Raw genomic sequence first — 24,020 nt, forward strand, 5'->3', positions numbered from 1 at the left:
GAAGCGAGGAGTGTCATGCTCACCAAACTGCGTCTGATCACCGCGTTGGGAGCGCTGGTGATGGCCGTCGTGATGGTCTGGCAACAGACACCCCCCAACCGGGACGTCGCCGGCGGCTCCGCGGTGCAGTTGCGTTCCACGGCGATACCGCTGGCACCCCCGACCACCTCGAGCAAAGCGGTCAACATCACCAACCCGCGTCCGTTCGACGCCTGCGAGGACATCCCCTACGACGTCATCGCACAGTTGGGGCTGGCATTCACTCCGCCCAAGCCGGTCGAGGGTGTGCGCTGCGAATTCGACTCCGGCAATTACCAGATGGCCGTCGAGACGTTCGTGTGGCGCAGCTACGACGAGTCGATTCCGGCCGACGCTATCGAGATGGACATCAACGGGCACCGGGCGGCGCAGTACTGGGTCATGAAGCCCACCGAGTGGAACAACCGGTGGTGGTTCTCCTGCATGGTGGCGTTCAAGACCAGCTACGGGGTGATCCAGCAGTCGCTGTACTACTCGCCGGTGTACTCCAACCCGGATGTGGACTGCCCCACCGAGAACCTGATGCGCGCTCACCAGCTGGCCCCGCACTACAAGTACTGATCGCGTGGCCGCCACCTCGCCACGTCCGGCCGGCCCGCGCCTTGCCGATGTTGTGGTGAACCGGGCGCTGCGGCGACTGCCGCCGCCCACCACCGGCTATACCGTGCGCCGGGAACACATCCCGATGCGCGACGGGGTCGCGCTGCGCGCCGTCCACTACCAACCGACCGGCGACGTGGTCGGCACCCTGCTGGTGCGCTGCCCCTATGGCCGCAAGTTCCCGTTCTCACTGGTGTTCGCCCGGATGTACGCCGCCCGCGGGTACCGGGTGATCCTGCAGAGTGTGCGCGGCACCTTCGGTTCCGGCGGTGTGTTCGAGCCGATGGTCAACGAGGCCGCCGACGGCGCCGACACCGTCGCCTGGCTTCGCACCAGGACGTGGTTCACCGGATCCTTCGGCACCATCGGGCTGTCGTATCTGGGCTTCACCCAGTGGGCGTTGCTCGCCGACCCGCCGCCTGAGCTGACCGCCGCGGTCGTCACCGTCGGGCCGCATGATCTGTACCAGTCGACGTGGGGCGTGGGGTCATTCGCGCTCAACGACTTTTTGGGCTGGAGCCACATGATGGCCCACCAGGAAGTGCGTCCGCGGATCCGGGCCGGGTTACAGCAACTGACAGCGCAGCGGCGGGTCAGGCGGGCCGCGGCCGCGTTGCCGCTGGGCTCGGCCGGCCGGGCCCTGTTGGGCGAAGGCTCCCCCTGGTACGAGTCCTGGGTCGAGCACCCTGATCGCGACGATCCGTTCTGGGACAGGTTGCGTCACCCGGTGGCACTCGAGCAGACCCGGGTGCCGGTGCTGCTGCTCAGTGGCTGGCAAGACCTGTTCTTGGATCAGGCGCTGGCTCAGTTCGCGACGCTGCGCGACCGGGGAGCCGAGGTGGCGTTGACCGTCGGCCCGTGGACCCACACCGAGATGCTGACCAAGGGACTGCGCACCGTCACCGCGGAATCCCTGGACTGGCTCGGCACTCACCTGGCCGGCACCGACGGACCCTCGCGGACCAGCCCGGTGCGGGTCTGCGTCACCGGCGGCGGGGGCTGGCGCGACTTGCCGGATTGGCCGCCCGAGTCGACCGGCCGAAGCTGGTGGCTGCAGCCCGGCGGGCGGCTGGCCGACTCCCCGGTGGCCGACGGTATGACCGACTCGGCGAGCTTTCACTACGACCCCGCCGATCCCACTCCCACGGTTGGCGGGCGACTGCTCGCCCCGGGCGGCGGCTATCAGCGCGACGACGTGTTGGCGCGCCGCGCCGACGTGCTGGCCTTCACCGGGGAGCCGCTGACCGGGGATGTCGAGGTGTTCGGCAGCCCGGTGGTGGAGCTGGCGCATTCCAGCGACAACCCGCACGTCGACGTGTTCGTCCGGGTCAGCGAGGTCGACGCCCGCGGACGCTCACGCAATGTCAGCGACGGCTTCCGGCGGCTGAACCAGACCTCGGGGACAGTCCGTATCGAGCTGGACCAGATCGCCCACCGATTCGCGGCAGGCTCACGCATCCGGCTGCTGATCGCCGGCGGCTGCCACCCCCGATTCGCACGCAACCTGGGCACCGACGAGCCCGCTATCAGCGGCGCCTCCCAGCGACCGGCAACGCACACGGTGCGCCTGGCCGGCTCACGGTTGCTGCTGCCCACGGACCGCCGCGACGGCTTTGACCAGCAGGTCTGACATCAGCCGCTGCGGGTCCAGCTGCTCATCCGCGCTGCCCATGACCACAACCGACGTTCGTTCGTCGAGCGCCGCCGTGTACAGATAGTCGGGATCCTCCTCGGGGTTCGCCACACTCAGCTTCACCCCGGTCGTGGTGGCCCCGGCGATGGCAGGGGCCGGGATCCGCTCCACGGTCCCGGTCGCCTCCGGCGAACCGGCCAGTGAGATCCGATCACAGCCCGCCGGTTCAGACTCGGCCGCAACGGGATTGGGTGATCGCAAGGCGACAACGTACATGTTGCCCTGATCTCCCTGCCCGATCACGCCGGCAGCTTCGGTGCCGACCGTCGGATCGACATACGGCGGGATGACCACCGACCGGCACTGCGGCGGGTCCACCTGGGCGTCGGTGAACGCCGCGACCGCGGAGCCGTCGATGTCGGCCTGGCCGAGTGTCTTCGCCGGGTGCGCCTGCGCGGTGAAGCCTTGCGGAAAGTCGTCGGCGACGGCGCCGACGTGCGAGATGTCGTAGGGTGCCGGGCTCGGCTCGGCGGCGGGCGGTTGGGACGCAACCGGCCCCGCCGGGGCGACTTCGGTGCTGGCGCCGCACCCGGCGAGGGTTGCCCCGACGCCGAGTGCGGCCAGCAGTACCAGCCCGTGCCTGGCGGCACGTCGCTGACCACGGTCAAGACCTGGCTTGGCCGACACTTCGATCACCACCACCACCACCAGCGGTGCCACAGATGGTGATGGCGCCACCAGTGATGGTGCCGGCCCCACCATTGCGGCATGGGCGCCATGCGCATGTCACTGGCGAACACGGTGTCCGCCGGTGCGCGATCGATGCCGACGCGAGTGCCCAGCGAGACCGGGGCGCCGGCCGGTTTCCCGACCACGTGGACCGCGGCGGGCGGTGGTACGGCAACCTCCCCCGGGGAGGCCTGCGCCGGCCCCGTCGCGCCGACCAACAGCGCGCCGGCCAATGTCCCGGCGCCGATCGCTCCAGCGGCCACGCGCCGGCACGAATTGCGTGAAATCAACATGATTTCCTCCCTCGTCAAGATTCCCGAATCATCTTGATATTCGCAGGCTAGCACCGAGAAAGGCGCTCGACAACGGTCCGATTAACAATTTTTTTGCCTTCCGAATGTCTCGCTTAAATCGGACCACACACGGCGATTATCGCAGTTCAAAGCCTATCTACTGAGTTACTGATCCACTGATTCACGGATGTCCGTATTTAATGGAATGATGATCGATCAAGCCGGTCTAATATTTCTTTAATCTTGTACAGATAATGGCTCGACAAATTGTTGTCCGGTAGGTTTGCGCAGGCTTGACCGGGACTCGACATCCGCCGACTGACCGCTGAATGCACGTATGCGATCACCACAAGGCCACGCAGCCCTCAGCGCGACTTTCGTCGATCACCCTCGCGGCCGTCGATCGGGCGCTCTGGTCAACCGCGACGGTTGACGGGCTACTCTGGCGTGAGTACCCAGGGTGAGGTTCCACCGCAACCGAAGGTCCATACGATGAGAGCAGCTGCCAGCGATCCCCTCGACAACCGCAGTTTGGGTGTCCCGGCCACCGGCTGGACACCGCCCCGCGAAACCGGAATGAAGCCGACTGAGCCGATCCCGCTGCGTCAAACCCGCACCCGCCGCACTGTCGATCTGTCGCCGGCCCAGCACCGCGGACTCGACCTCTGGCAACGCGACGCCGCCGACCGGGTGGGATGCGCCCGCATTACGGGGCAGGAAGTCATGACTGCGTTGATCGACCAACTGCTCGCCGACCCGGAACTCTCGGCGCAGATCATTCGGACCCTGCGGTCCCGTCGATAGCCCAGATCTGAGCCCACGATTCCTTCAGCCGACGGTGTCGCGAACCCGGGTAGTCACCGCGTCAAGCTCGTGGACGGCGTAAACCGGGGCGCCCAGCTCCGGGTCCGCGATCGGTAACTGCACCCAGCTGGCGCAGCCGGCGTAGTCAGGGCTGCGCGCCAACCGCACCGGCGTCGACAGCGGGAACACCTGAACCACCAGGGCCGTCAACCGATGTTTGGGCCGGAAATCAACCCGATCGGCGCGTACCGATTCAGTGGTCCAGATGTGCAGGTCCGCGATGTCCTCCAACGCCTCGGGCCGCTCGACCGGCAGCGCCGCAACGACTTTGGCTGCGGCCCGCACCAGCACCTGCTCCACGGTGGAATCGGCTGCCGCCGGCACGATCAGGTCGCGGTGTTCGGGACGAACCCGCTCGGCGTGACTGTGTACCGATGTCGGAAACAGCAGGAATTCCTCGGCGCTCACATCGAAGCGCTTCTCGTGAATACCGCCTTTACGCAGCAGGATTCGTTGCCGGCCGGCCAGCAGCGCGGCGACGACAGCGCTCCACTCCTTCAACGCCATACCGTGCATTCCGCCCAGCGTAGCCGGGGCTACGGTGAACCGATGAGCGACGACATTCTGCAGGTCCAGACCCAGGACCGAATCCGCACCCTGACCCTGAACCGCCCGCAGGCCCGCAATGCGCTCTCCGGCGCCTTGCGTGAGGCCATCTTCGGTGCGCTGGCCGACGCCGACGCCGACGACGGCGTCGACGTGCTGATCCTGACCGGTGCCGATCCGGTGTTCTGCGCCGGTCTGGATCTCAAGGAGTTCGGCGAATCCACTGGGCTGACGGATATTTCCCCGCAGTGGCCGCCGATGACCAAGCCGGTGATCGGTGCCATCAACGGTGCGGCGGTCACCGGCGGACTCGAGTTGGCGCTGTACTGCGACGTCCTGATCGCCTCGGAACAGGCCCGGTTCGCCGACACCCATGCTCGCGTCGGTTTGCTGCCTTCCTGGGGACTCAGTGTTCGACTCCCCCAGAAGGTCGGCGTGGGCTTGGCCCGCCGGATGAGTCTGACCGGCGACTACCTGTCGGCAGCCGACGCGCTGCGGGCCGGGTTGGTCACCGAGGTGGTGCCCCACGCCGAGCTGCTGACCGCGGCGCACCGGGTGGCCGCCTCGATCGTCGGCAACAACCAGGCCGCGGTGCGTGCACTGCTGGCCTCCTATCACCGCATCGACGAGTCGCAGACCGCCACCGGCCTGTGGCTCGAGGCGATGGCGGCCAAACAGTGGCTCAACACCGTGACCGGCGCCGACGTCGCCGCCAACCGTGCGGCCGTACTGGAACGTGGGCGCGCCCAGGTGCAGTGACAAAACACGTCCCGGACGGCGCTTGCGGCACCGTCCGGGACGTGTCAGTTGAGGCGAACTGCTAGAAGTCGAGCCCCAGGAATGCAGCGCCCGGGTCCATCAACGCCGAGGCGTCGAAACCACCGAACAGCCCGCTCAGGTCGAAGTCGCCGAACGGGGTGACGAAGGTGTCGGTGACGGTGCTGTCGGCGCCGTCCAGACCGGGGATCGCGGAGTAGACGTTGGCGAAACCGCCACCGAGGTTCAAGACGCTGTACACCGAACCGAGCACCGGCAGGTCTGCGGCGTCGCCATCACCGGGCGTCACGCTGTCGATGACGAACTCGGTGGTGGTCAGGCCCAACAACTGGGTGACGGTCTCCTGCGCGTGTGCAGTACCGAGCAGGTCGGTGCCGTCATAGATGTTGAAGTCCTGCGACGTGATCGGCAGCGGGAAGTAGGTGCCGCCGAGGTCGACGCCGGGTGTACCGCCGCCGATGTTGAGGAACGGCAGCGCACCGACCGTCTGGAAGACCGGCGCGAATCCCGGGGTGGCGTCGGCTCCGGTCCCGGTGAACGGGTCGAAGGTGGTGCCGCCGATGGTAAAGGCGTCCTCGCCCACTGCACTGTCGCTCAGCGCGCCGAACGCGGCTCCCGGGTCCATCGAGATCCCGCCGGCCATGCCGCTGAACAGCCAGCTCAGGTCCATGCTGCCGAACGGGGTGACGAGCGTGTCGGTGATCGTGCCGTTTTCGCCCGGGGTGGCGACGTAGACGTTGGTGAAGCCGCCACCGAAGTTGAACGCGTCGTAGACCGTCCCCGCGGCCGGCAGGCCGTCGCCGGTGTCCGAGCCGTCGGTGACAACGAGCTGGGTGTTGGTCATGCCCAACAGGTTGGTCACGTCCACCGAGGTGTTGATGGTGCCGATCTGGGTGGCGTCGTCACCGGTGCCGCTGAATACGTTGAAGTCCTGGGAGGCCAGCCCATTGCCTTGGTGGCTCGGGTCACCCAGCGATGCGCCGCCGATGGCCAGCAGCGGCGCCGCGCCGCCGAGCGCGGTGATCGGCGAGAAGCCCTCCTGCGCCGCGTCGCCGGTTCCCGTGAAGGGGTCCAGCGTGAGACCACCGATGGCGAAGGCGTCCTCGCCACCTCCGGACGCCCCAGCCTGCAGCGCATCGAAGGCGTCGCCCGGCAGCAGCGGGTCCGCCGCGTTGAAGCCGGCGAACATCGAGCTCAGGTCCATGCTGCCCCAGGGCGTCACGAAGGTGTCGGTGACCGTCCCGTCCTCGCCGGGGGTGGCAACGTAGACGTTGGCAAAGCCCCCGCCGAAGTTGAAGACGTCGTAGACCGAACCGGTCACCGGCAGATCCGCCGCCGAACCACCGGATGCGGCGGTGACGTCAGTGATGGTGAATTGCGTGTTGGTCAGACCCGCCAGGTTGGTCACGACGACGCTGGAGTTGATGCTGCCCAGGCTGGTGCCGTCCGCGCCGTACACCTCGAAGTTCTGGGGAGCGGTCGGCAGCAGGCCACCGGGGCTTCCGCCGCCCAAGGTCAACAGTGGCGCGGACCCGGTGAGCGGGTGAACGAGGGAGAAGCCCTCTGCGCCGGTGGCGTCGTTGAAGGGATCGAACGTGTATCCGCCAATGGTGAAGGCGTCGGCGCCGGTGGCACTCGGCGCGACAACGTCGTCACTCGGGCCTGCCACGGCGACCGCAGCCTGCAGGAACGCCGCAGTAAGTAGCCCACCCCCGGTGGCCAGACCTGCGGCGATCAGTCGGTAATGCATCATTTTCGAGCTTCCCCATCTCCGTCGTTTTCCCAAGCCAGTGGGTTACACCCCCAGGGTCAGGCGTGTGTAACTGGTAACAACGCGCAGAACGCTACCCGCGAGTAACCTAAATGTATAGATAGGCAGTGTAGATTTTTCCTGTCAATTAGCTGGACAAACAGAACGCCTCGACGCCCCCGCAGCAGGGTTACGGTGAGACAGCAAACCGGACCTACCCAGGGGGACTCAGTCGTGGCTCAGCACTCCCCGCCGTATCCCCCGTGGCCCCACGGCAACGTCACCCCGCCGCCACGCCGGCGGCCCGGGGATGTCATCGCCGCATCGCTGCTCGCCGTGCTCCTGCTGCTGGCCTGCGGGCTGGGCCTCATCTACTCGATGTTCGCCGGCATGGCGACCGACGTGTGCTCCAGTGCCCATCGCTGCAGTGACAACCTGATCAACGGGGCCTACCTGGTGGCCTGGGGCGGTATCGGTGCTGCCGTGCTCACCACCTTGGTCGGCATGAGCGTCAGCGCGCGCCGACGGAGCCGCATGCTCACCTGGCCGGCACTGGGCTGGTTGATCTTCATCGTCACCTTCGTCACCGGCGGTTTCCTGCTGAACGCCGGCGTGGGCGGCTGACGGCTGACGGGCTAGCCGAGCGATCGAAGGATCCGGCAGGGGTTTCCTGCCGCGAGCACGCCGGCCGGTAAGTCTCGGGTCACTACGCTGCCGGCCCCCACCACGGTGTCGGCGCCGATCGACACCCCGGGGCACACGATCACCCCCGCAGCCAGCCAGACGTTGTCGCCAATGGTGATCGGAGCGGCCGATTCCCAGCCGGCCCGCCGCGCGTCGATGTCGTCGACGGGGTGCAGCGCCGTCAGCAGTTGGGCGCAGGGTCCGATCGATACGTTGTCCCCGATGGTGATGGGCGCGCAGTCCAGAAAGACCGCGTCGTAGTTGACGAAACAGTTGGCGCCGATGCTGGTGTATATGCCGTAGTCGCAACAGAACCGGGGCAATATCTCCGAGTTCGCCCCGAAGGATCCGAGCAGTTCACCCAGCAGTTCACGGCGGGTGTCCGCATCGTCCGGCCCGGTGGCGTTGAACGCCGCCACCAAACGCTGACATGCCTGCCGGCCGGCGACCAGGTCCGGGTCGTCGGGCCGATACGGCGCTCCGCGCAGCATCCGTTCTCGCGCACTGCTCACGCCAGCCGATCCTACGGCCGCCCGGCCCGCACCCAGCGCCCGGAAAGCGCCCGCCACCCGACGAACAGCAACCGCAGCACCAGGGAAGCGGTCAGGCCCGACCATATTCCGGCAAGCCCCCAACCGAAGGCCAACGACAACCACACCAGCGGCAGGAAACCGACCAGCGCGCTGATGACGGTGGCGGTACGCATGAACGCCGTGTCACCGGCTCCCAGCAACACTCCATCGAGCGCGAAAACGATTCCGGCAATGGGCAATTGGGCCACCAGAAACCACCAAGGCACCCCGACAGCGGTCAGCACCGCGACATCGTTGGTGAACAACCCCGGCAGGAGTCGCGCACCGAGTGCCAATCCCGCCGCCAGCACGGCAGCAGCGACCAAGGAGAACAGCGTGACCCGGCCCGCCACCGACTTGGCATGACGGACGTCGGATGCGCCCAACGCTGCGCCCACCAACGCCTGCGCGGCGATGGCCAGCGAATCAAGGGCCAACGCCAGGAAGTTGAACAGCTGCAACACGATCTGGTGGGCGGCCAACGCCGCGGCCCCGAAGCGCGCCGCGACCGCGGCAGCCGAGACGAAGCTGACCTGAAAGGCCAGCGAGCGCGCGATGAGATCGCGTGCCATGACCAGTTGCGCCCGCAGTACTGCGCGGTCGGGCTTGCAGGACACCGGTTCACGGCGCAGCGCACGCAGGAACAACAGCGCGGCAAGCCACTGGCCCGCGCAGTTGGCCACCGCCGAGCCGGCCAGACCCCAGCGCGGCATGCCCAGACCGCCGAACACCAGCAGCGGGCATAACAGCGCCGAAAGCGCAAAACCCGCAACCACATAGCGCGGCGGCCGCGCCGTGTCCTGCACCCCTCGTAGCCATCCGTTGCCCGCCAACGACACCAGAATTGCCGGAGCGCCGAGAATGGCGATCCGCAGCCATGGCAGGGCTGCTCGTGCGATGCTGTCACCCCCGGCCACGGCCGAGACCAGCGGCACCGCCACCGCCTGCACCACAAGCACAATCAGCACTCCCAGCCCCAAGGCGAGCCAGGTGGCCTGCACCCCCTCGGCGACCGCCGCGGACCGATCGCCGGCACCGAAATGCCGCGACGAGCGCGCCGTCGTTCCGTAGGACAGGAATGTGGCCTGCGAGGCGACCAGACTCAGGATCAGCCCGCCGATCGCAAGACCGGCCAGACCCACGGCGCCGAGCCGGCCGACGACAGCGGTGTCGAACAGCAGATACAGCGGTTCGGCGGCCAACACCACCAGCGCCGGCAGTGCCAGCGCCGCGATCTGGGGGTACCTCCCGCTTGCGGGGGACTTTGTCCCGGCGCCGGACTCGTCAGCCAAGGCCGGCGACCAGCGCGGCGACCACGTCCTGTGCCGTACCGGTGACCGTGTACCCGGCGGCCAGGCGGTGACCGCCGCCGCCGAAAGCCACTGCCACGGCGCTCAGGTCCACCGCCGCCTTCGCACGCATCGACACTGCCCAGCACCCGGGCTCGGTCTCCTTGAACACCGCCGCCACCTCGGCTTGGGCGGTGGTACGCACGATGTCGACGATGCTCTCCACCTCCTCGGGCCGCGCCGCGGTCCACTCGGCATGGTCGACCACCGCGTAGACCAGCCCGCGCCCGCCCGCCGCGTCCGGCAGCAGTTGCGCACCCGCCAGCACCCGCGACAGCATCGTCAGCCAGCCGAACGGATGGGTGTCCATGACCGTGCGGGTGACCGCCGCATTGTCGACCCCGGCTTCCACCAGGCGCGCCGCCAGCCGATACGCGCGAGCACTGGCCCACCGGAACGACCCGGTGTCGGTGGCCAGCCCCGCATACAGGCAGTGCGCCACGTCGGCGTCTATCGGCTCACCCCAGGCGTCGAACAGCTGCGCCACCATCATCGTCGTCGAATCCGCCGACGCATCAACGAAATTGGCCGTGCCGAAAAATTGGTTCGAGGCGTGATGGTCGATCACCAGCAGCTCACGTCCGACAGCCAGCTGACCCAGCTCCCCCAGCCGATCCGCGCTCGAGACGTCGACCGTCACCACCAGATCGACGTCGCGACGCATCACGTCGGCGGCGACCAGCAGGTCACCGCCCGGCAACGACTGCAGCGACTGCGGAAGTGCCGCCGGCCGAGCGAAACTGACTTCGACGGCCTTGCCGCGCCGTCGCAGGAGCGACGCCAAAGCCAGCCCCGCACCGATGGTGTCGGCGTCGGGATGCACATGACAGATCACCGCCAGCGTGCTCGCGCCCGCCAGCAGTTCCACGGCTTCGGCGGCGTCCACCCGCCGACTCGTGGGCAGCGGGTCAGTCGCCCGACTGCTCACCGTCACCGCTGTCGTCGGCATCGGGTTGTCCCGGTGCCTCGCGATACGGGTTCGCGTCCCCGACCGGCTGCTTGCCCTCCCGTATCCGGGCCAGGTCGGCATCGGCGGCTTGGGCTGCGGCCAGCAATTCCGACATCCGATGGGCAGCGTCGGGCACGGTGTCCCGCACGAACGACAGGGTCGGGGTGAACCGCACCCCCGTGCCTGCGCCGACCTTGGACCGCAGCACGCCCTTGGCGCCCTCCAACGCGGCAGCGGCGCCGCCGTAGTCGGGGTCCTCGTCCAGGGAGCGGCCCAGCACCGTGTAGTACAGGGTCGCGTCGTGCAGGTCAGCGGTCACCTTCGCGTCGGTGATCGTCACGCCGGCCAGCCGCGGGTCCTTGATCTCGTACTCGATCGCCGAGGCGACGATCGTGGAGATCCGCTTGGCCAGCCGGCGTGCCCGTGCCGGATCAGCCACTACGTCCGCGCCTTCTCGACGAGCTCGTAGGCCTGGATGACGTCGCCTTCCTTGATGTCGTTGTAGGTCAGCGTCAGACCACATTCATAGCCGTCGCGGACCTCGGTGACATCGTCCTTCTCCCGCCGCAGCGAGGAGATCGTGACGGTCTCGGCGATCACCACGTTGTCACGCAGCAACCGCGCCTTGGCGTTGCGGCGCATGATGCCCGAAGTGACCAGGCAGCCCGCGATGTTGCCCACCTTGGAGGAACGGAACATGGCGCGAATCTCGGCACGCCCCAGTTCCTTCTCCTCGTAGATCGGCTTGAGCATGCCCTTGAGCGCGCTCTCGATCTCGTCGATGGCCTGGTAGATGACCGAGTAGTACCGGATCTCCACACCCTCGCGGTTGGCCAGCTCGGTGGCCTTGCCCTCGGCACGGACGTTGAACCCGATGATGATCGCGTCCGACGCCGATGCCAGGTTGACGTTGGTCTCGGTGATGCCACCGACGCCACGGTCGATGACCCGCAACTGCACCTCGTCGTCGATCTGGATCCCCATCAGGGCCTCTTCCAGCGCCTCGACGGTACCGGCGTTGTCGCCCTTGAGGATCAGGTTCAGCTGGCTGGTTTCCTTCAGCGCCGAGTCCAGGTCCTCCAGCGAGATCCGCTTGCGCGACCGCGCGGCCAGCGCGTTGCGCTTGCGGGCGTTGCGCTTATCGGCGATCTGGCGAGCGATCCGGTCCTCGTCGACCACCAGCAGGTTGTCGCCGGCACCGGGCACCGAGGTGAAGCCGATGACCTGCACCGGCCGCGACGGGGTCGCCTCCTCGACATCCTCGCCGTGCTCGTCGACCATCCGACGGACTCGGCCGTAGGCGTCGCCGGCGACGATCGAGTCGCCGACCCGCAGCGTGCCGCGCTGAATCAGCACGGTGGCTACCGGGCCGCGACCACGGTCCAAGTGGGCCTCGATCGCCACACCCTGGGCCTCCATGTCGGGGTTGGCCCGCAGGTCCAGGGCAGCGTCGGCGGTCAGCAGCACCGCCTCCTCGAGCGCGGCGATGTTGGTGCCCTGCTTGGCGGAGATGTCGACGAACATGGTGTCGCCGCCGAAGTCCTCGGCAACCAGTCCGTACTCGGTGAGCTGCCCCCGGATCTTGGCCGGGTCGGCACCTTCCTTGTCGATCTTGTTGACCGCCACCACGATCGGCACATCGGCCGCCTGGGCGTGGTTGATCGCCTCCACCGTCTGGGGCATCACGCCGTCGTCGGCGGCCACCACCAGGATCGCGATGTCGGTGGCCTTGGCGCCACGGGCACGCATGGCGGTGAACGCCTCGTGACCCGGGGTGTCGATGAAGGTGATCAACCGCTCGGAGCCGTCGAAGTCGACGCCCACCTGATAGGCACCGATGTGCTGGGTGATGCCACCTGCCTCGCCCTCGCGGACGTTGGCCTTGCGGATGGTGTCCAGCAGTCGGGTCTTGCCGTGGTCGACGTGACCCATGACGGTCACCACCGGCGGGCGGCTCTGCAGGTCTTCCTCGCCGCCTTCGTCCTCGCCGTAGGTCAGGTCGAAGGACTCCAGCAGCTCGCGGTCCTCGTCCTCGGGCGAGACGACCTGCACCACGAAGTTCATCTCGCTGCCCAGCAGCTCCAGCGTCTCGTCGCCGACCGACTGGGTGGCCGTGACCATCTCACCGAGGTTGAACAGCGCCTGCACCAGGGCAGCCGGGTTGGCGTTGATCTTGTCGGCGAAGTCGCTCAGCGATGCGCCGCGGGCAAGCCGGATGGTCTCGCCGTTGCCGTGCGGCAACCGCACACCACCGACGACCGGCGCCTGCATGTTCTCGTACTCGGCGCGTTTCGCCCGCTTCGACTTGCGTCCCCGCTTGGGTGCACCGCCGGGCCTACCGAATGCGCCGGCCGCGCCACCGCGCTGGCCGGGACGACCGCCGCCGCCACCGCCACCGGGACGACCCCGAAAACCTCCGGCGCCCGCGCCTGCGGGACCACCCGTGCCGCCGGGACCACCGGCACCGCCACCGCGGTAGTTACCGCCCGGACCGCCGCCGGGACCACCGGGACGACCACCGGGGCCACCGGGACGGCCACCGCCGCCGGGCCGCGGCGGACCGCCGGGACGTGCCGGGCGACCCTGTGCGCCGAAGTTGCTGGTGCGTCCGGGCATGTTGCCCGGCGTCGCGCCGCCGCCGGGGCGGGGCATGCCTGGCCGGGGGGCTCCTCCCGGCCGGGGCGCCGCCTGCGGGTGCGGACGCGGAATCGCCCGCTCGACCGGCTGCGCCGAGGAGAACGGGTTGTTGCCGACGCGCGGGGTGCGGGCGCCGGGCTTGGGACCCGGTGCTGCCGGCCGGGGGCCGGGCGCCGGCGGCGCCGCCGGCGACGGTGCTGCGGCGGCCGGTGGCGGGGTCTCGGCCGCGGGCGCGGCCGGAGCGGCCGGTGCCGCTGGAGCTGCCGGGGCCGCCGGCTTGGCTGCGGCCGGGACGGGGGCGGCAGGCTTGGCGGCCTCGCCCTGAACGGCAGCCGCCGGTGCCGGCTTCGCCGGTCCCGGGGTGGCCGCCGGGGCCGGAGCGGCCTTGGCGGGCGCCGGAGCCGCGGGCGCTTCAGCCTTCGGCGCGGGCTTGCCGCCGCCGAAGGACTCGCGCAGCCGCCGCGCGACGGGGGCTTCCACGGTTGAGGATGCCGATTTGACGAATTCGCCCTGTTCGCTCAGGCGGGCGAGAACTTCCTTGCTGGTGACACCGAGTTCCTTGGCCAACTCGTGTACGCGGGCCTTTGCCACTACATCTCCTGTCTATGAGGCGACAGCGGTGGTGGGCCGCGCCTCGGGTTTAGCTATGACGCATGGTCATCGGGACTTCACGGTGTGCTCATGTTCTTCGCTACCTGTTCTGTTGACCGGGGCGGCGAGCTGATCTTCGACTCCTTCGAAGTACTCCTCCACCCCGGATACATCCGGGGAACCGCTGATTCGCAGCGCGCGCGCGAATGCCCGTCTCCGAATCGCCGCGTGCAGGCATTCCGACGCGGGATGCAACCACGCACCCCGCCCCGGCTGGTTGCCCGCGCGGTCAACGATCACGGCACCGTTGCCGTTCTCGGTTGACACCGCGACCACCCGACGCAATTCGACGGTCAACGCACGTTTCCGGCATCCGACACACGTGCGCACCGGTCCATCTGGGGAACGGTGCGTCCGCGAGGCGGCTGGCGAAGTCTCGCGCTGGATCACGGCTCAGTCTACCCATACAACGGCGATGACCCGAACCACCCGAACCAACCCGGCGCTGCGCTACCGGGCGCTCCTGGTCGCGTCCCGCTCAGCGCTCGTGGCCCACGCCCTGACCTGCCGCACGCTCAGCGCCATCGGTATCGGTCTCGGGGGTGTCACTGCGGATATCGATGCGCCAACCGGTCAGCCGGGCTGCCAGCCGGGCGTTCTGGCCTTCCTTGCCGATGGCCAAGGAAAGCTGGAAGTCGGGGACGACCACCCGGGCGGCACGAGCCGCCTGGTCGATCACCGTCACCGACATCACCTTGGCAGGCGACAGCGCGTTGCCGACGAAGCGCGCCGGGTCCTCGTCGTAGTCGATGATGTCGATCTTCTCGCCGGCCAGCTCGCTCATCACGTTGCGCACGCGCTGGCCCATCGGGCCAATGCAGGCACCCTTGGCATTGAGCCCGGGAACCTGCGAGGCGACCGCGATCTTGGATCGGTGGCCGGCCTCCCGGGCGACCGCGACGATCTCCACCGACCCGTCGGCGATCTCGGGGACCTCCAAAGCGAACAGCTTGCGCACCAGGTTCGGGTGGGTACGCGACAGCTCGATACGCGGTTCGCGCAGGCCCCGGGTCACGCCGATCACGTAGCAGCGCAGCCGGTCGCCGTGGTCGTAGGCCTCGCCGGGCGCCTGCTCCGCGGGGCGGATGACGCCATCAAAGCCCTTGGCCTCGGTGCCCAGCCGCACCACGATGACACCGCGGGCATTCTCCCGGGCGTCGCGCTGCACGACGCCGGCGACGATGTCGCCCTCCCGCGCCGAGAATTCGCCGTAGGCCTTCTCGTTCTCGGCGTCACGCAGCCGCTGCAGGATCACCTGGCGGGCCGTGGTCGCCGCGATACGGCCGAAACCCTCGGGCGTGTCGTCGTATTCGCTGATCACGTTGCCGTCGGCGTCCGTCTCGCGGGCCAGCACCCGCACCACGCCGGTCTTGCGGTCGACGTCGATCACCGCGTCGGCCTGATGGCCTTCGGTGTGGCGGTATGCGGTGAGCAACGCCGATTTGATCGTGTCCACGACCACGTCAACCGAGATGCCCTTGTCTGCCTCGATCGCATGCAGCGCGGCCATGTCGATGTTCATGCTCCGGCCTCCGTTCCCGCCTCCGGGGCCTGCCGGCCCGCCAACTCCAACTCACGTTCACTCGGCGGTGCGAATTCGACTTGCACCACCGCTCGGCTGATCTCGCTCAGCGGCAGGCGGCGACGGTTCCAGTCGCGCCCGGCGCGTACCACCAGCGTCAGGACGTCGTCATCGACGACGCCCACCCGACCGGTCAGACCCGACCCGTCGGACAGCGTCAGCTCCACTTTGCGACCGTGCGCGCGCCGAAAATGCTTCGCGGTGGTCAGCGGCCGCCCCACCCCGGGCGAGCTGACCTCAAGTACGTATTGGCCGTCGAATTCCAGGGTGTCGAGCAAGTCCGACGCCGAGCGCGCCAACGCGGCGGCGGTGTCCAGATCAAGCGGGGTGTCGCCGTCGGCGACCACGGTGATTCGCGGGAGCGGGTCCCGATCGTCGACGACAACGTCTTCGATCTCGTATCCGGCGCGGGTGAACTCAGCATCGAGCAGCTCGATCACCTGTGTCTGGGAAGGTAGCCCGGTGGCCACGGCGAGCTCCTCATCTTGAGTTGTCCTTCTCGGCGCGTTCCCACGCGCCAGGCGCGGCCGGGAACCAGTCATCAACGATACGCCGTGGGAAACACAGCCACAGCAAACCGGCAAAAGCGCCCGTCAGCGTACCGCGACCCGTTCGCGGCCACGTCGCGTCCTTACGGCGCCGTGGCAATGGCAGGATGTCAGGGTGCCCGGCCCCCTGTCCGCCATCGACCGACGGCGCGTGCTCACCGGCGCCGGGATGCTCGCCCTGCTGGCCCTTGCGGCGCCGGCCTGCGGCTCGGCTCCGACGGCGCCCGTCGTGGACGACCTGGAAGCGCAACGGCAGTTGGCGCTGCGCGACAGTGAGCTGGCTGCGGCGGCCGCCGCCGCACTGACCGACCCGGACTCCAAGGCGCTGGCCGCGGCGCTGGATCAGGTGTCGCAGGAGCGAACCGAGCACGCCCGGGCACTGGCCGCCGAGATCGCCCGCGCCTCTAGAAAGGCGCCGGTGGACGAGACCGAGACCACCACGCCCGGCGCCGCGCCGGATGCGCCCGCTCCGCCGGCCTCGCAGGTGATCAGCGCGCTGCGGGAGGCCGCCGACAGCGCCGGGAAACTGGCGGTCTCCTCGTCCGGTTACCGCGCCGGGCTGCTGGCCTCCATCGCCGCGGCATGCACGGCCTCCTACGCAGTTGCCTTGGTGGCGCAGACATGACATCTCCGCAACCCAGCCCGAGCTCCGGCCCCGAAGCGGCCCTGATCGATGCGCTGGCCACCGAACACGGCGTCGTCTATGGCTACGGGCTGGTATCGGCGTACTCGCTACCGGAATTCAACGATCTGGTGGTCACAACCATTCGACAGCACCGCGAACGCCGGGATCACACCATCGCGATACTGACCAGCCGCTCGGTTGCCGTGCCGCCTGCCGCTGCCGGCTATCAGTTGCCCATGCCGGTGACCACGTCCAACGATGCACTGCGGCTGGCGGTCCGGATGGAAAGCGACACCGCGGCGGCCTGGCGTGCGGTCGTCGAGCAGGCCAGCGAGGCCACCGATCGGGAATTCGCGGCGACCGCGCTCGGTCAGAGCGCCGTGCTCGCCGCGCACTGGAACCGCGCGCTGGGGAGTTGGCCGATCACCCAGGCCTTTCCAGGTGGCCAGGACTGAGCGAGACTGACCTCGACAGGGCGAAGGGAGCAGGGATGATGTCGGTGCACAAGCGTGGTGCCCTGATCGCGACCGTAGTAGGAGCAGGGGTGCTGTTGGGTGCCGGACCGGCCGCCGCCTGGCCGATCCCCTACACCTCTGAGGACATCAGATACCTCGACGCAACCCGCGGCAATTTTCCCGGCGACGACGACCAGCTCCTGCTGGCCGGAAAGCAGGTCTGCCGGCAGCTCTACACCGGCCAGTCCGCGGGCTCGGTGACCGACCAGGTCGCCGCACAGTACGGGGCCAGCCCCGAACAGGCCGCCGTCGTGGTGCGCGCGGCGCGCAGCACCATGTGCACCCAGGCCCCGGGTTAACTGCCCTCAGCGCGGACCGCGGCCATGATCTGCCCGGCCAATTCCGCACCGACGGCCAGCTCGCGGGTCTGCCCCGAGAAACGATCCCGCAGCTCGACAACGCCGTCGGCCCAGCCGCGCCCCAGTACGACGATCCACGGCACCCCGAGCAACTCGGCGTCCTTGAACTTCACCCCCGGCGAGGCCTGCCGGTCGTCAAAGAGCACCTCCAGACCAAGCCGGTCCAGTTCAGCGACCAGCTCGGTCGCGCCGGTGCGGGCGGCGTCGTCCTTGTTGGCGATCACCACATGCACGTCGAACGGTGCGACCTGCGACGGCCAGCGCAGACCCAGCTCGTCATGCTGCTGTTCGGCGATGACAGCCACCAACCGCGAGACGCCGACACCGTAGGAACCCATGGTGAGCCGCACCGGCCGGCCATCCTCGCCGAGGACGTCGACAGCAAAAGCGTCGGTGTATTTGCGGCCGAGCTGGAAGATGTGGGCGATCTCGATGCCCCGGGCGCTGACCAGCGGGCCGGCCCCGTCCGGTGACGGGTCGCCGTCGCGGACCTCGGCCGCCTCGATGGTGCCGTCGGCGTGGAAATCACGCCCGGCGACCAGTCCCACGACATGCTTGCCGGGCGCATCGGCACCGGTGATCCAGCTGGTGCCGTCCACCACACGAGGGTCAACCAGGTAGCGGACCCCGTTGTCCTGCAGTGCTTTCGGACCGATGTAGCCCTTCACCAGGAACGGGTGCTTGGCGAAATCACCGTCGCCGAGCAGCGCGTACTCGGCGGGTTCGAGGGCCGCCCCGAGCCGCTTCTCATCGATCTCGCGGTCGCCCGGGACCCCGATGCCCAGTAGCTCCCACTCGCCATCGGGCTGGCGGACCTTGAGCAGGACGTTCTTGAGGGTGTCGGCGGCGGTGACGAGGCGACCGAGGCCCAGATCAGCAGAGTTGGCCCAATCCACCAGGGTGGCGATCGTCGGGGTATCGCCGGTGTCGTGAATCTGCGGCTCGGCCAAGCCATCGATCGGTCGCGGCTCGGGGCGGGCGGTGGTCACCGCTTCGACGTTGGCGGCGTAGCCGGACTCCTGGCAGCGCACGAAGGTGTCTTCACCGACCGCACTCTCGGCGAGGAATTCCTCGGAGGCCGATCCGCCCATGGCGCCGGAAACCGCCGAGACGATCACATAACGCACACCGAGCCGGTCGAAGATCTTCTGATAGGCCGCCCGGTGCGCGTCGTAGGCGGCGGCCAGGCCGGCGTCGCCGACGTCGAAGGAATAGGAGTCCTTCATCACGAATTCGCGGCCGCGCAGGATGCCGGCTCGCGGTCGCGCCTCGTCCCGGTACTTGGTCTGGATCTGATACAGCACCACCGGGAAGTCCTTGTAGGAGCTGTACTCCCCCTTGACGGTCAGGGTGAACAGTTCCTCGTGGGTGGGGCCCAGCAAGTAGTCGTTGTCGCGACGGTCCTTGAGCCGGAACAAGCCATCGCCGTATTCCGTCCAGCGGTTGGTGGTCTCGTACGGTGCGCGCGGCAGCAGCGCCGGGAACAGGATCTCCTGGCCGCCGATGGCGTTCATCTCCTCGCGCACCACTCGCTCGATGTTGCGCAGCACCCGCAGGCCAAGCGGCAGCCAGCTGTACAGACCGGGTGCGATAGGCCGGACGTAGCCGGCCCGGATCAGCAGCTTGTGGCTGGGAACTTCGGCATCGGCGGGGTCGTCGCGCAGGGTGCGCAGGAACAGTTCGGACATCCGGGTGATCACAGGCCGAGAGCCTATCTTCAGCCGCGAGCAGACGCGGACTTGCCCGGCGCCCCTACAGCTCCCCCGCCTCCACAGCCTCCAGAGTGTGTTGGGCGCGGGCGATCTGTTCGGCCGAGAACCTGATGAACAGTGCCGCCGCACCCACCAGCACGGCGATCGCGGCCACCCACAGCAGCGAATAGGTGTAGCCATGGCCGAGCGCATCCAGTTCGCTGTCGGTCATGTTCTTCACCGGGCCGGTGGTGCCGCCCAGGTACAGCGTTCGAGAGGTCTGCACGGCCTGGATGATCACCAGCACCACCGGGCCGCCCAGGTTGTACACCATCAAGGTGACCGCCGACACCGGGCCGATCTCGCGTGGGCCGACCTCGGCCACCGCGCACAGCGGCAGCACCACCGAGATCACGCCGATACCGAAGCCGCCGACCACGAACAGCATCACCAGGTCGGGGATGTACGGCACGCCGCGGTCCAGCGTCGACCCGAACAGCATGGCGCCCCAGACCAGGCTGCCGGCCCCGATGATGAGCCAGCGTGGCGCGATCAGCGCGGCCGCCCAACTGGTCAGCAGGTTGCCGAGACCCATCGCCAGCGCGAACGGGATGAAGCAGATACCGGCGCGCAGGGCCGAGTAGCCCAGCACGTCTTGAACCAGTAGACCGATCATCACGCTCACCGTGAGCATCACGCCGCCGGCCATGAAGTACGCCACGAAGGTGGCGACCCGGCTGGGGTTGTCGAACACCGCCGGCGGCACCAGTGGGTTGGCGGCGTTGCGCTCGACGAACAGGAAGGCCAGTAGGAAGAGTGCCGCGGCGACGCCGGCGCCGATCACCCACGGGCTCGCCCAGCCCTGGGGCGGGCCCTGGGTGAATACCAGCACCGCCGCGGTACACCCGCCGGTGGCCAGCAGCGCCCCGGTGAGGTCGAGCCGGAGCCGTTCGGTGTTGGTCTCGGTCAACCGCCGCACCGCGATGGCCACGATGACGATTCCGATCGGGATGTTGATCAAGAACGCCAGCCGCCACGAGATGACGGTGAGGGCGCCACCGAGCACCAGGCCCATGACCGAGCCGATGCCCTGCATGGCGGCCGACACCGCCATGGCCCGGTTCCGGGCCTGCCCGGCCGCGTAGGTCGTCGCGATCAGCGCCAGGCCGGTCGGTGCGGCAACCGCGGCCCCCATGCCCTGGACTGCCCGGGCGGCGATCAGGGTGGCGGAGTCGGTGGCCACCCCACAGACCAGCGAGGCGAGGGTGAACAACCCGACCCCGGAGATGAACGCCCGCTTCTGTCCGATGGCGTCGCCCACCCGGCCGCCGAGCAGCAACAGGCCGCCGAAGGTCAGTACGTAGGCGGTGATGACCCAGCTCTTGGCGGCATCGGACAGATCGAGGTCGGCCTGCATGCGCGGCAATGCCACCACGACGATGGTGCCGTCCAGCGTCGACATCAGCTGCATGCCGGTGATCGCCACGATGGCGACACCGAGCACGTTGGACGACAACGACCGGCCGGCCGACTGGGATTCCCCCGGCGCGGCCATAGCAGGTCAGCTTAGCGGGGATCGCTTGCGCGGCGGAGCCGGGCGAAGCGGGTCACCGCCGTCAACCCAGCGGGGATCGCTTGCGCGGCGGAGCCGGGCGAAGCGGGTCACCGCCGTCAACCCAGCGGGGAGCGCCGGCGCGCGTCCGGGCGAAGTTACAGGTTGCCGAAGGCGTCCTGCACGTCCTGGGCGTGCGCAACCTGTTTGGCGGTGTAACCGATCAGCAGGGAGATCCCGCCGACCAGGATCGCCACCGCGGCAATCCACAGCAAGCCGTAGGTGTAGCCGGCGTCCAACGCGGCGATCTGCGCGGGATTCATCGTCTTGACCGGCATGTTGGTGCCGCCCAGGTAGAGGGTGCGCGAGGTGATGACGGCCTGGATGACCGCCAGCACGATCGGCCCGCCCAGGTTCTGCAGCATCAGTGCGATCGCCGAGGTGGGACCGATCTGGTCGAAGCCCACGCCGGCGATCGCCGAGAGGGTCAGCGGCACCACGATCACGCCGATCCCGAGCCCACCGAGCACGATCAACGTCACGAAGTTCGGGAAGTACGGCAGGTTCCGGTTGATCGTCGAGCCGTAGATCATCGCGCCCAGCAACACGACGCCACCGGCGATCACCAGCACCCGGGGCGGGAACCGCCGCACCAGCTGGGAGGACAGACCCAGTCCGACGCCCAGCCCGATGACGAACGGGATGAATCCCACTCCGGCGCGCAAGGCCGAGTAGCCCATCAGATCCTGCACATACAGGCCGATGGTCACGGTCAAGGTGAACAGCACCCCGCCGGCCAGGAAGATCGCCGCGAAGGTCATCAGCCGATTGCGGTCCTTGAAGAGGCTGAACGGCACCACCGGGTTCTCTGCGGTGCGCTCCACCACGGCGAAAGCCAAGAGCGCTAACACCGCGACGACGCCCGAGCCGATGGTGAAGACCGAGATCCAGCCCTTCTCCGGGCCGATCGTGAACGCGAACACCGCGGCCGTGCAGCCCAGGGTCGCCAGCAGCGCGCCGGCAGCGTCGAGCTTCATCCGTTCCCGGTTGGTCTCGGTCAGCGCGGTGCGGGCCAGGTAGATCATCAGCAGGCCGATCGGCACGTTGATCCCGAACGCCAGCCGCCACGACACCTCGGTCAACGCGCCACCGACCACCAGGCCCATCACCGACCCGACAGCGGTCATCGCTCCGAATATCGCGGTGGCGGCGTTGCGGGCCGGCCCCTTCGGGAAGGTGGTGGCGATCAGCGCCAGCGCGGTCGGTGAGGCGATCGCTGAGCCGACGCCCTGGAGCAGTCGCGCGATCACCAACGTGGGCGCATCCCAGGCCACCGCGCACAGCACCGACGCGATGGTGAACAACGCGACCCCGCTGATGAAGGTGCGCTTGCGGCCGATGGTGTCGCCGAGCCGGCCGCCCAGCAGCATCAGGCCGCCGAAGGTCAGCACGTAAGCGCTGATCACCCAGCCGCGGCCCGCGTCGGACAGTCCCAGGTCGTCCTGGATCTTAGGAAGCGCGACGATGGCGACAGTGCTGTCCATGGTGGCGAGCAGTTGCATGCCACCGATGGCGATCACCGCATAGATGAAGCGGCGAGAAGGCAACCAGGACGACACATACTTGCTGGTCAAGCTCATGAGATCGGAACCGGTACGCCCCGGGGGAACCGACCCGGCAGCGCCGTCGGACCGCTGCGCAGTCGCCCGGCCTGCATCATCGAGTGCAGTCATAACCGGCTACCCTACAGTAATATTAAGAGCTGTTTAAACCCCAAAACCGGCGACGGCCCCGATAATGACGATCGCGGGAGGTCGGATGCCCTCCGCGCGGATCTTCTCGGGCGCGTCGGCCAGGGTTGCTCGCAGCGTGTGCTGGGCCGGCGTGGTGCCGTGTTGCACCACTAGAACCGGCGTATCCGCAGGTCGCCCGCCCTTTTGCAGGACCGCGCTGAATTGTTCGATGCGTTCGATGGCCATCAGCAGCACGATGGTTCCGCGCATTGCCGCCAAGGCGTCCCAATTCACTAACGATTCGGGATCGTCGGGCGCGACGTGCCCACTGACCACCACGAACTCGTGGTTCACGGCCCGGTGGGTGACCGGAACCCCGGCCAGCGCCGGCACCGCTATGGCACTGGTCACACCCGGCACAACCGTCACCGGAATCCCGGCGTCGGCGCAGGCCAGGACCTCTTCGTAGCCGCGGGCGAACACGAATGGATCCCCACCCTTGAGGCGCACCACGAACTTGCCGGCCTTGGCACGATCGATCATCAGCGCGTTGATGGCGTCCTGCGCCATCGCCCGCCCATAGGGGATCTTGGCGGCGTCGATGACTTCGACGGTCGGGGGCAGTTCGGCGAGCAGCTCGGGCGGGGCGAGCCGATCGGCCACCACGACGTCGGCGTGCGAGAGCATGCGGCGGCCGCGCACCGTGATCAGTTCCGGATCACCGGGTCCGCCGCCCACCAGCGCCACACCGCCGCGCACTACGTCGGGGGTCGCCGCTGCGTCCACGGTGATCGTGCCGTCCTGCAACGCCTCCCGGATGGCGGAGCGGATCGCCGCCGACCGGTTGTGCTCGCCACCGGCCAGCACACCCACCGACAGTCCGGAGTAGCCGAAGGTCGCCGGGGTGACCGCAGATCCCTCGACGGCCAAGTCGGCGCGCACACAGAAGATCTGACGGCGATCGGCCTCGGCCACGATGGCGGCGTTGATCTCCGGGTCGTTGGTGGCCGCAATCGCATACCAGGCATCGGCCAGGTCCCCGTCGCGGTAGGTACGCGATACCAGTGTGATTCCGGGCTTGCGCTCGCCCAGCGCTTCGACCGCCGGGGTGGCGCTGGGCGCGATCACCAGCACCTGCGCCCCGCTGTCCACCAACAGTGGAAGTCGTCGCTGCGCGACACTTCCCGCGCCTACAACAACAACCTTGCGGCCGGCCAGCCGTAAACCGGCCAGGTAGGGGTTCTCGGTCACCCGATAACTCTAGTGGCGACCGTCAGCGCGGCGAAGCCGGGCGCAACGGGTCGCCACCATCAATCCCGCGGCGACCGTCAGCGCGGCGAAG

At 68.5% G+C, this 24,020-nt stretch carries 24 protein-coding genes; 8 read left to right on the forward strand and 16 right to left on the reverse strand.

All coding sequences use genetic code 11. The annotated features are described in order from the left end of the window. Positions 1 to 15 precede the first annotated feature (15 nt). Positions 16 to 600 (forward strand): DUF3558 domain-containing protein, encoded by a 585-nt coding sequence (locus tag ACJH71_RS17200; RefSeq protein ID WP_406759197.1) that lies wholly within the window; start codon positions 16 to 18, stop codon positions 598 to 600. Positions 601 to 604: 4 nt separating this feature from the next. Next, positions 605 to 2,269 carry a CocE/NonD family hydrolase gene (locus ACJH71_RS17205; RefSeq protein WP_406759198.1) on the forward strand — a complete coding sequence of 555 codons (1,665 nt, stop codon included), beginning with the start codon at positions 605 to 607 and terminating at the stop codon, positions 2,267 to 2,269. Here the strand turns inward: ACJH71_RS17205 and ACJH71_RS17210 are convergent. Together ACJH71_RS17210 and ACJH71_RS17215 are read right to left on the reverse strand one after the other, a co-directional pair. Then, positions 2,216 to 2,992 (reverse strand): DUF5642 family protein, encoded by a 777-nt coding sequence (locus tag ACJH71_RS17210; RefSeq protein WP_406759199.1) that lies wholly within the window; start codon positions 2,990 to 2,992, stop codon positions 2,216 to 2,218. The two genes, ACJH71_RS17205 and ACJH71_RS17210, sit on opposite strands and share 54 nt — an antisense overlap. Continuing rightward, the gene (locus ACJH71_RS17215; protein WP_406759200.1) at positions 2,965 to 3,294 is read right to left on the reverse strand and encodes a hypothetical protein; all 330 of its coding nucleotides are present in this window, start codon (positions 3,292 to 3,294) and stop codon (positions 2,965 to 2,967) included. Before ACJH71_RS17215 ends, ACJH71_RS17210 begins: the two co-directional genes overlap by 28 nt. 492 nt (positions 3,295 to 3,786) lie before the next feature. On the opposite strand from ACJH71_RS17215, the gene ACJH71_RS17220 reads away from it, so the two are divergent. Continuing rightward, complete coding sequence (locus tag ACJH71_RS17220) at positions 3,787 to 4,098, forward strand: hypothetical protein (RefSeq protein ID WP_406759201.1); 312 nt, start codon at positions 3,787 to 3,789, stop codon at positions 4,096 to 4,098. Positions 4,099 to 4,122: 24 nt separating this feature from the next. On the opposite strand, the gene ACJH71_RS17225 is transcribed toward ACJH71_RS17220, so the two are convergent. After that, the gene (locus tag ACJH71_RS17225; protein WP_406759202.1) at positions 4,123 to 4,674 is read right to left on the reverse strand and encodes a DUF1802 family protein; all 552 of its coding nucleotides are present in this window, start codon (positions 4,672 to 4,674) and stop codon (positions 4,123 to 4,125) included. 33 nt (positions 4,675 to 4,707) lie between these two features. Here ACJH71_RS17225 and ACJH71_RS17230 point away from each other — a divergent pair, with 33 nt between their 5' ends. Continuing rightward, a complete protein-coding gene (locus tag ACJH71_RS17230; RefSeq protein ID WP_406759203.1) occupies positions 4,708 to 5,463 on the forward strand; it encodes an enoyl-CoA hydratase in 756 nt (251 codons plus the stop codon). Between the two features lie 61 nt (positions 5,464 to 5,524). Here the strand turns inward: ACJH71_RS17230 and ACJH71_RS17235 are convergent, their stop codons facing one another. Beyond that, positions 5,525 to 7,234 (reverse strand): hypothetical protein, encoded by a 1,710-nt coding sequence (locus ACJH71_RS17235; protein ID WP_406759204.1) that lies wholly within the window; start codon positions 7,232 to 7,234, stop codon positions 5,525 to 5,527. A 231-nt stretch (positions 7,235 to 7,465) separates the two neighbouring features. Between ACJH71_RS17235 and ACJH71_RS17240 the strand changes: the two genes are divergently transcribed. After that, positions 7,466 to 7,855, forward strand: a complete 390-nt coding sequence (locus tag ACJH71_RS17240; protein ID WP_406759205.1) for a hypothetical protein — start codon at positions 7,466 to 7,468, stop codon at positions 7,853 to 7,855. 11 nt (positions 7,856 to 7,866) lie between these two features. On the opposite strand, the gene ACJH71_RS17245 is transcribed toward ACJH71_RS17240, so the two are convergent. The 8 genes from ACJH71_RS17245 to rimP form a co-directional block, all read right to left on the reverse strand. Further along, on the reverse strand, positions 7,867 to 8,406 hold the full coding sequence (locus ACJH71_RS17245; protein WP_406759230.1) for a sugar O-acetyltransferase: 540 nt from the start codon (positions 8,404 to 8,406) through the stop codon (positions 7,867 to 7,869). A gap of 32 nt (positions 8,407 to 8,438) precedes the next feature. Next, the gene (locus tag ACJH71_RS17250; RefSeq protein WP_406759206.1) at positions 8,439 to 9,779 is read right to left on the reverse strand and encodes an MATE family efflux transporter; all 1,341 of its coding nucleotides are present in this window, start codon (positions 9,777 to 9,779) and stop codon (positions 8,439 to 8,441) included. Further along, positions 9,772 to 10,722 (reverse strand): DHH family phosphoesterase, encoded by a 951-nt coding sequence (locus ACJH71_RS17255; RefSeq protein ID WP_406759231.1) that lies wholly within the window; start codon positions 10,720 to 10,722, stop codon positions 9,772 to 9,774. Before ACJH71_RS17255 ends, ACJH71_RS17250 begins: the two co-directional genes overlap by 8 nt. A 22-nt stretch (positions 10,723 to 10,744) precedes the next feature. Continuing rightward, on the reverse strand, positions 10,745 to 11,224 hold the full coding sequence (gene rbfA / locus ACJH71_RS17260) for a 30S ribosome-binding factor RbfA (RefSeq protein WP_406759207.1): 480 nt from the start codon (positions 11,222 to 11,224) through the stop codon (positions 10,745 to 10,747). Then, positions 11,224 to 14,013, reverse strand: coding sequence for a translation initiation factor IF-2 (infB, locus tag ACJH71_RS17265; protein WP_406759208.1), 2,790 nt, complete (start codon positions 14,011 to 14,013; stop codon positions 11,224 to 11,226). The genes rbfA and infB overlap by 1 nt, the downstream gene beginning before the upstream one ends. A 66-nt stretch (positions 14,014 to 14,079) precedes the next feature. Further along, positions 14,080 to 14,340 (reverse strand): DUF448 domain-containing protein, encoded by a 261-nt coding sequence (locus tag ACJH71_RS17270; protein ID WP_406759209.1) that lies wholly within the window; start codon positions 14,338 to 14,340, stop codon positions 14,080 to 14,082. Between the two features lie 211 nt (positions 14,341 to 14,551). Beyond that, positions 14,552 to 15,595: a transcription termination factor NusA gene (gene nusA, locus ACJH71_RS17275; RefSeq protein WP_406759210.1), complete on the reverse strand. Its 1,044-nt coding sequence runs from the start codon at positions 15,593 to 15,595 to the stop codon at positions 14,552 to 14,554. Beyond that, positions 15,592 to 16,125 carry a ribosome maturation factor RimP gene (rimP, locus tag ACJH71_RS17280; RefSeq protein WP_406759211.1) on the reverse strand — a complete coding sequence of 178 codons (534 nt, stop codon included), beginning with the start codon at positions 16,123 to 16,125 and terminating at the stop codon, positions 15,592 to 15,594. Before rimP ends, nusA begins: the two co-directional genes overlap by 4 nt. 193 nt (positions 16,126 to 16,318) lie before the next feature. Between rimP and ACJH71_RS17285 the strand changes: the two genes are divergently transcribed. Genes ACJH71_RS17285 through ACJH71_RS17295 form a run of 3 tightly spaced genes read left to right on the forward strand, consistent with a single transcriptional unit; the run spans position 16,319 to position 17,642 of the window. Then, positions 16,319 to 16,828 carry a hypothetical protein gene (locus ACJH71_RS17285; protein ID WP_406759212.1) on the forward strand — a complete coding sequence of 170 codons (510 nt, stop codon included), beginning with the start codon at positions 16,319 to 16,321 and terminating at the stop codon, positions 16,826 to 16,828. Beyond that, a complete protein-coding gene (locus ACJH71_RS17290) occupies positions 16,825 to 17,283 on the forward strand; it encodes a ferritin-like domain-containing protein (protein ID WP_406759213.1) in 459 nt (152 codons plus the stop codon). Before ACJH71_RS17285 ends, ACJH71_RS17290 begins: the two co-directional genes overlap by 4 nt. A gap of 38 nt (positions 17,284 to 17,321) precedes the next feature. Beyond that, positions 17,322 to 17,642 carry a DUF732 domain-containing protein gene (locus ACJH71_RS17295; protein ID WP_406759214.1) on the forward strand — a complete coding sequence of 107 codons (321 nt, stop codon included), beginning with the start codon at positions 17,322 to 17,324 and terminating at the stop codon, positions 17,640 to 17,642. On the opposite strand, the gene ACJH71_RS17300 is transcribed toward ACJH71_RS17295, so the two are convergent. The 4 genes from ACJH71_RS17300 to cobA all read right to left on the reverse strand — a co-directional run bounded on the left by ACJH71_RS17300 (position 17,639) and on the right by cobA (position 23,929). Then, positions 17,639 to 19,402: a proline--tRNA ligase gene (locus ACJH71_RS17300; protein WP_406759215.1), complete on the reverse strand. Its 1,764-nt coding sequence runs from the start codon at positions 19,400 to 19,402 to the stop codon at positions 17,639 to 17,641. The genes ACJH71_RS17295 and ACJH71_RS17300 overlap by 4 nt on opposite strands. Positions 19,403 to 19,454: 52 nt before the next feature. Continuing rightward, positions 19,455 to 20,948 (reverse strand): MFS transporter, encoded by a 1,494-nt coding sequence (locus tag ACJH71_RS17305; protein ID WP_406759216.1) that lies wholly within the window; start codon positions 20,946 to 20,948, stop codon positions 19,455 to 19,457. Positions 20,949 to 21,103: 155 nt separating this feature from the next. Next, positions 21,104 to 22,678 (reverse strand): MFS transporter, encoded by a 1,575-nt coding sequence (locus ACJH71_RS17310; RefSeq protein WP_406759217.1) that lies wholly within the window; start codon positions 22,676 to 22,678, stop codon positions 21,104 to 21,106. 33 nt (positions 22,679 to 22,711) lie between these two features. Continuing rightward, positions 22,712 to 23,929, reverse strand: a complete 1,218-nt coding sequence (gene cobA / locus ACJH71_RS17315) for a uroporphyrinogen-III C-methyltransferase (RefSeq protein ID WP_406759218.1) — start codon at positions 23,927 to 23,929, stop codon at positions 22,712 to 22,714. Positions 23,930 to 24,020: the final 91 nt, after the last annotated feature.

The sequence above is a fragment of the Mycobacterium sp. SMC-15 genome (assembly GCF_045310925.1).
Classification (GTDB): Bacteria; Actinomycetota; Actinomycetes; order Mycobacteriales; family Mycobacteriaceae; genus Mycobacterium.

What these genes read in the sequence shown, in the direction of transcription:
- ACJH71_RS17220 (WP_406759201.1), top strand. Translation starts at nt 3,787, where the DNA reads ATGAGAGCAGCTGCCAGCGATCCCCTCGACAACCGCAGTTTGGGTGTC.
- ACJH71_RS17225 (WP_406759202.1), bottom strand. Translation starts at nt 4,674, where the DNA reads ATGCACGGTATGGCGTTGAAGGAGTGGAGCGCTGTCGTCGCCGCGCTG.
- ACJH71_RS17230 (WP_406759203.1), top strand. Translation starts at nt 4,708, where the DNA reads ATGAGCGACGACATTCTGCAGGTCCAGACCCAGGACCGAATCCGCACC.
- ACJH71_RS17245 (WP_406759230.1), bottom strand. Translation starts at nt 8,406, where the DNA reads ATGCTGCGCGGAGCGCCGTATCGGCCCGACGACCCGGACCTGGTCGCC.
- ACJH71_RS17215 (WP_406759200.1), bottom strand. Translation starts at nt 3,294, where the DNA reads ATGTTGATTTCACGCAATTCGTGCCGGCGCGTGGCCGCTGGAGCGATC.
- ACJH71_RS17200 (WP_406759197.1), top strand. Translation starts at nt 16, where the DNA reads ATGCTCACCAAACTGCGTCTGATCACCGCGTTGGGAGCGCTGGTGATG.
- ACJH71_RS17310 (WP_406759217.1), bottom strand. Translation starts at nt 22,678, where the DNA reads ATGACTGCACTCGATGATGCAGGCCGGGCGACTGCGCAGCGGTCCGAC.
- ACJH71_RS17290 (WP_406759213.1), top strand. Translation starts at nt 16,825, where the DNA reads ATGACATCTCCGCAACCCAGCCCGAGCTCCGGCCCCGAAGCGGCCCTG.
- ACJH71_RS17295 (WP_406759214.1), top strand. Translation starts at nt 17,322, where the DNA reads ATGTCGGTGCACAAGCGTGGTGCCCTGATCGCGACCGTAGTAGGAGCA.
- ACJH71_RS17235 (WP_406759204.1), bottom strand. Translation starts at nt 7,234, where the DNA reads ATGATGCATTACCGACTGATCGCCGCAGGTCTGGCCACCGGGGGTGGG.
- ACJH71_RS17305 (WP_406759216.1), bottom strand. Translation starts at nt 20,948, where the DNA reads ATGGCCGCGCCGGGGGAATCCCAGTCGGCCGGCCGGTCGTTGTCGTCC.
- nusA (WP_406759210.1), bottom strand. Translation starts at nt 15,595, where the DNA reads ATGAACATCGACATGGCCGCGCTGCATGCGATCGAGGCAGACAAGGGC.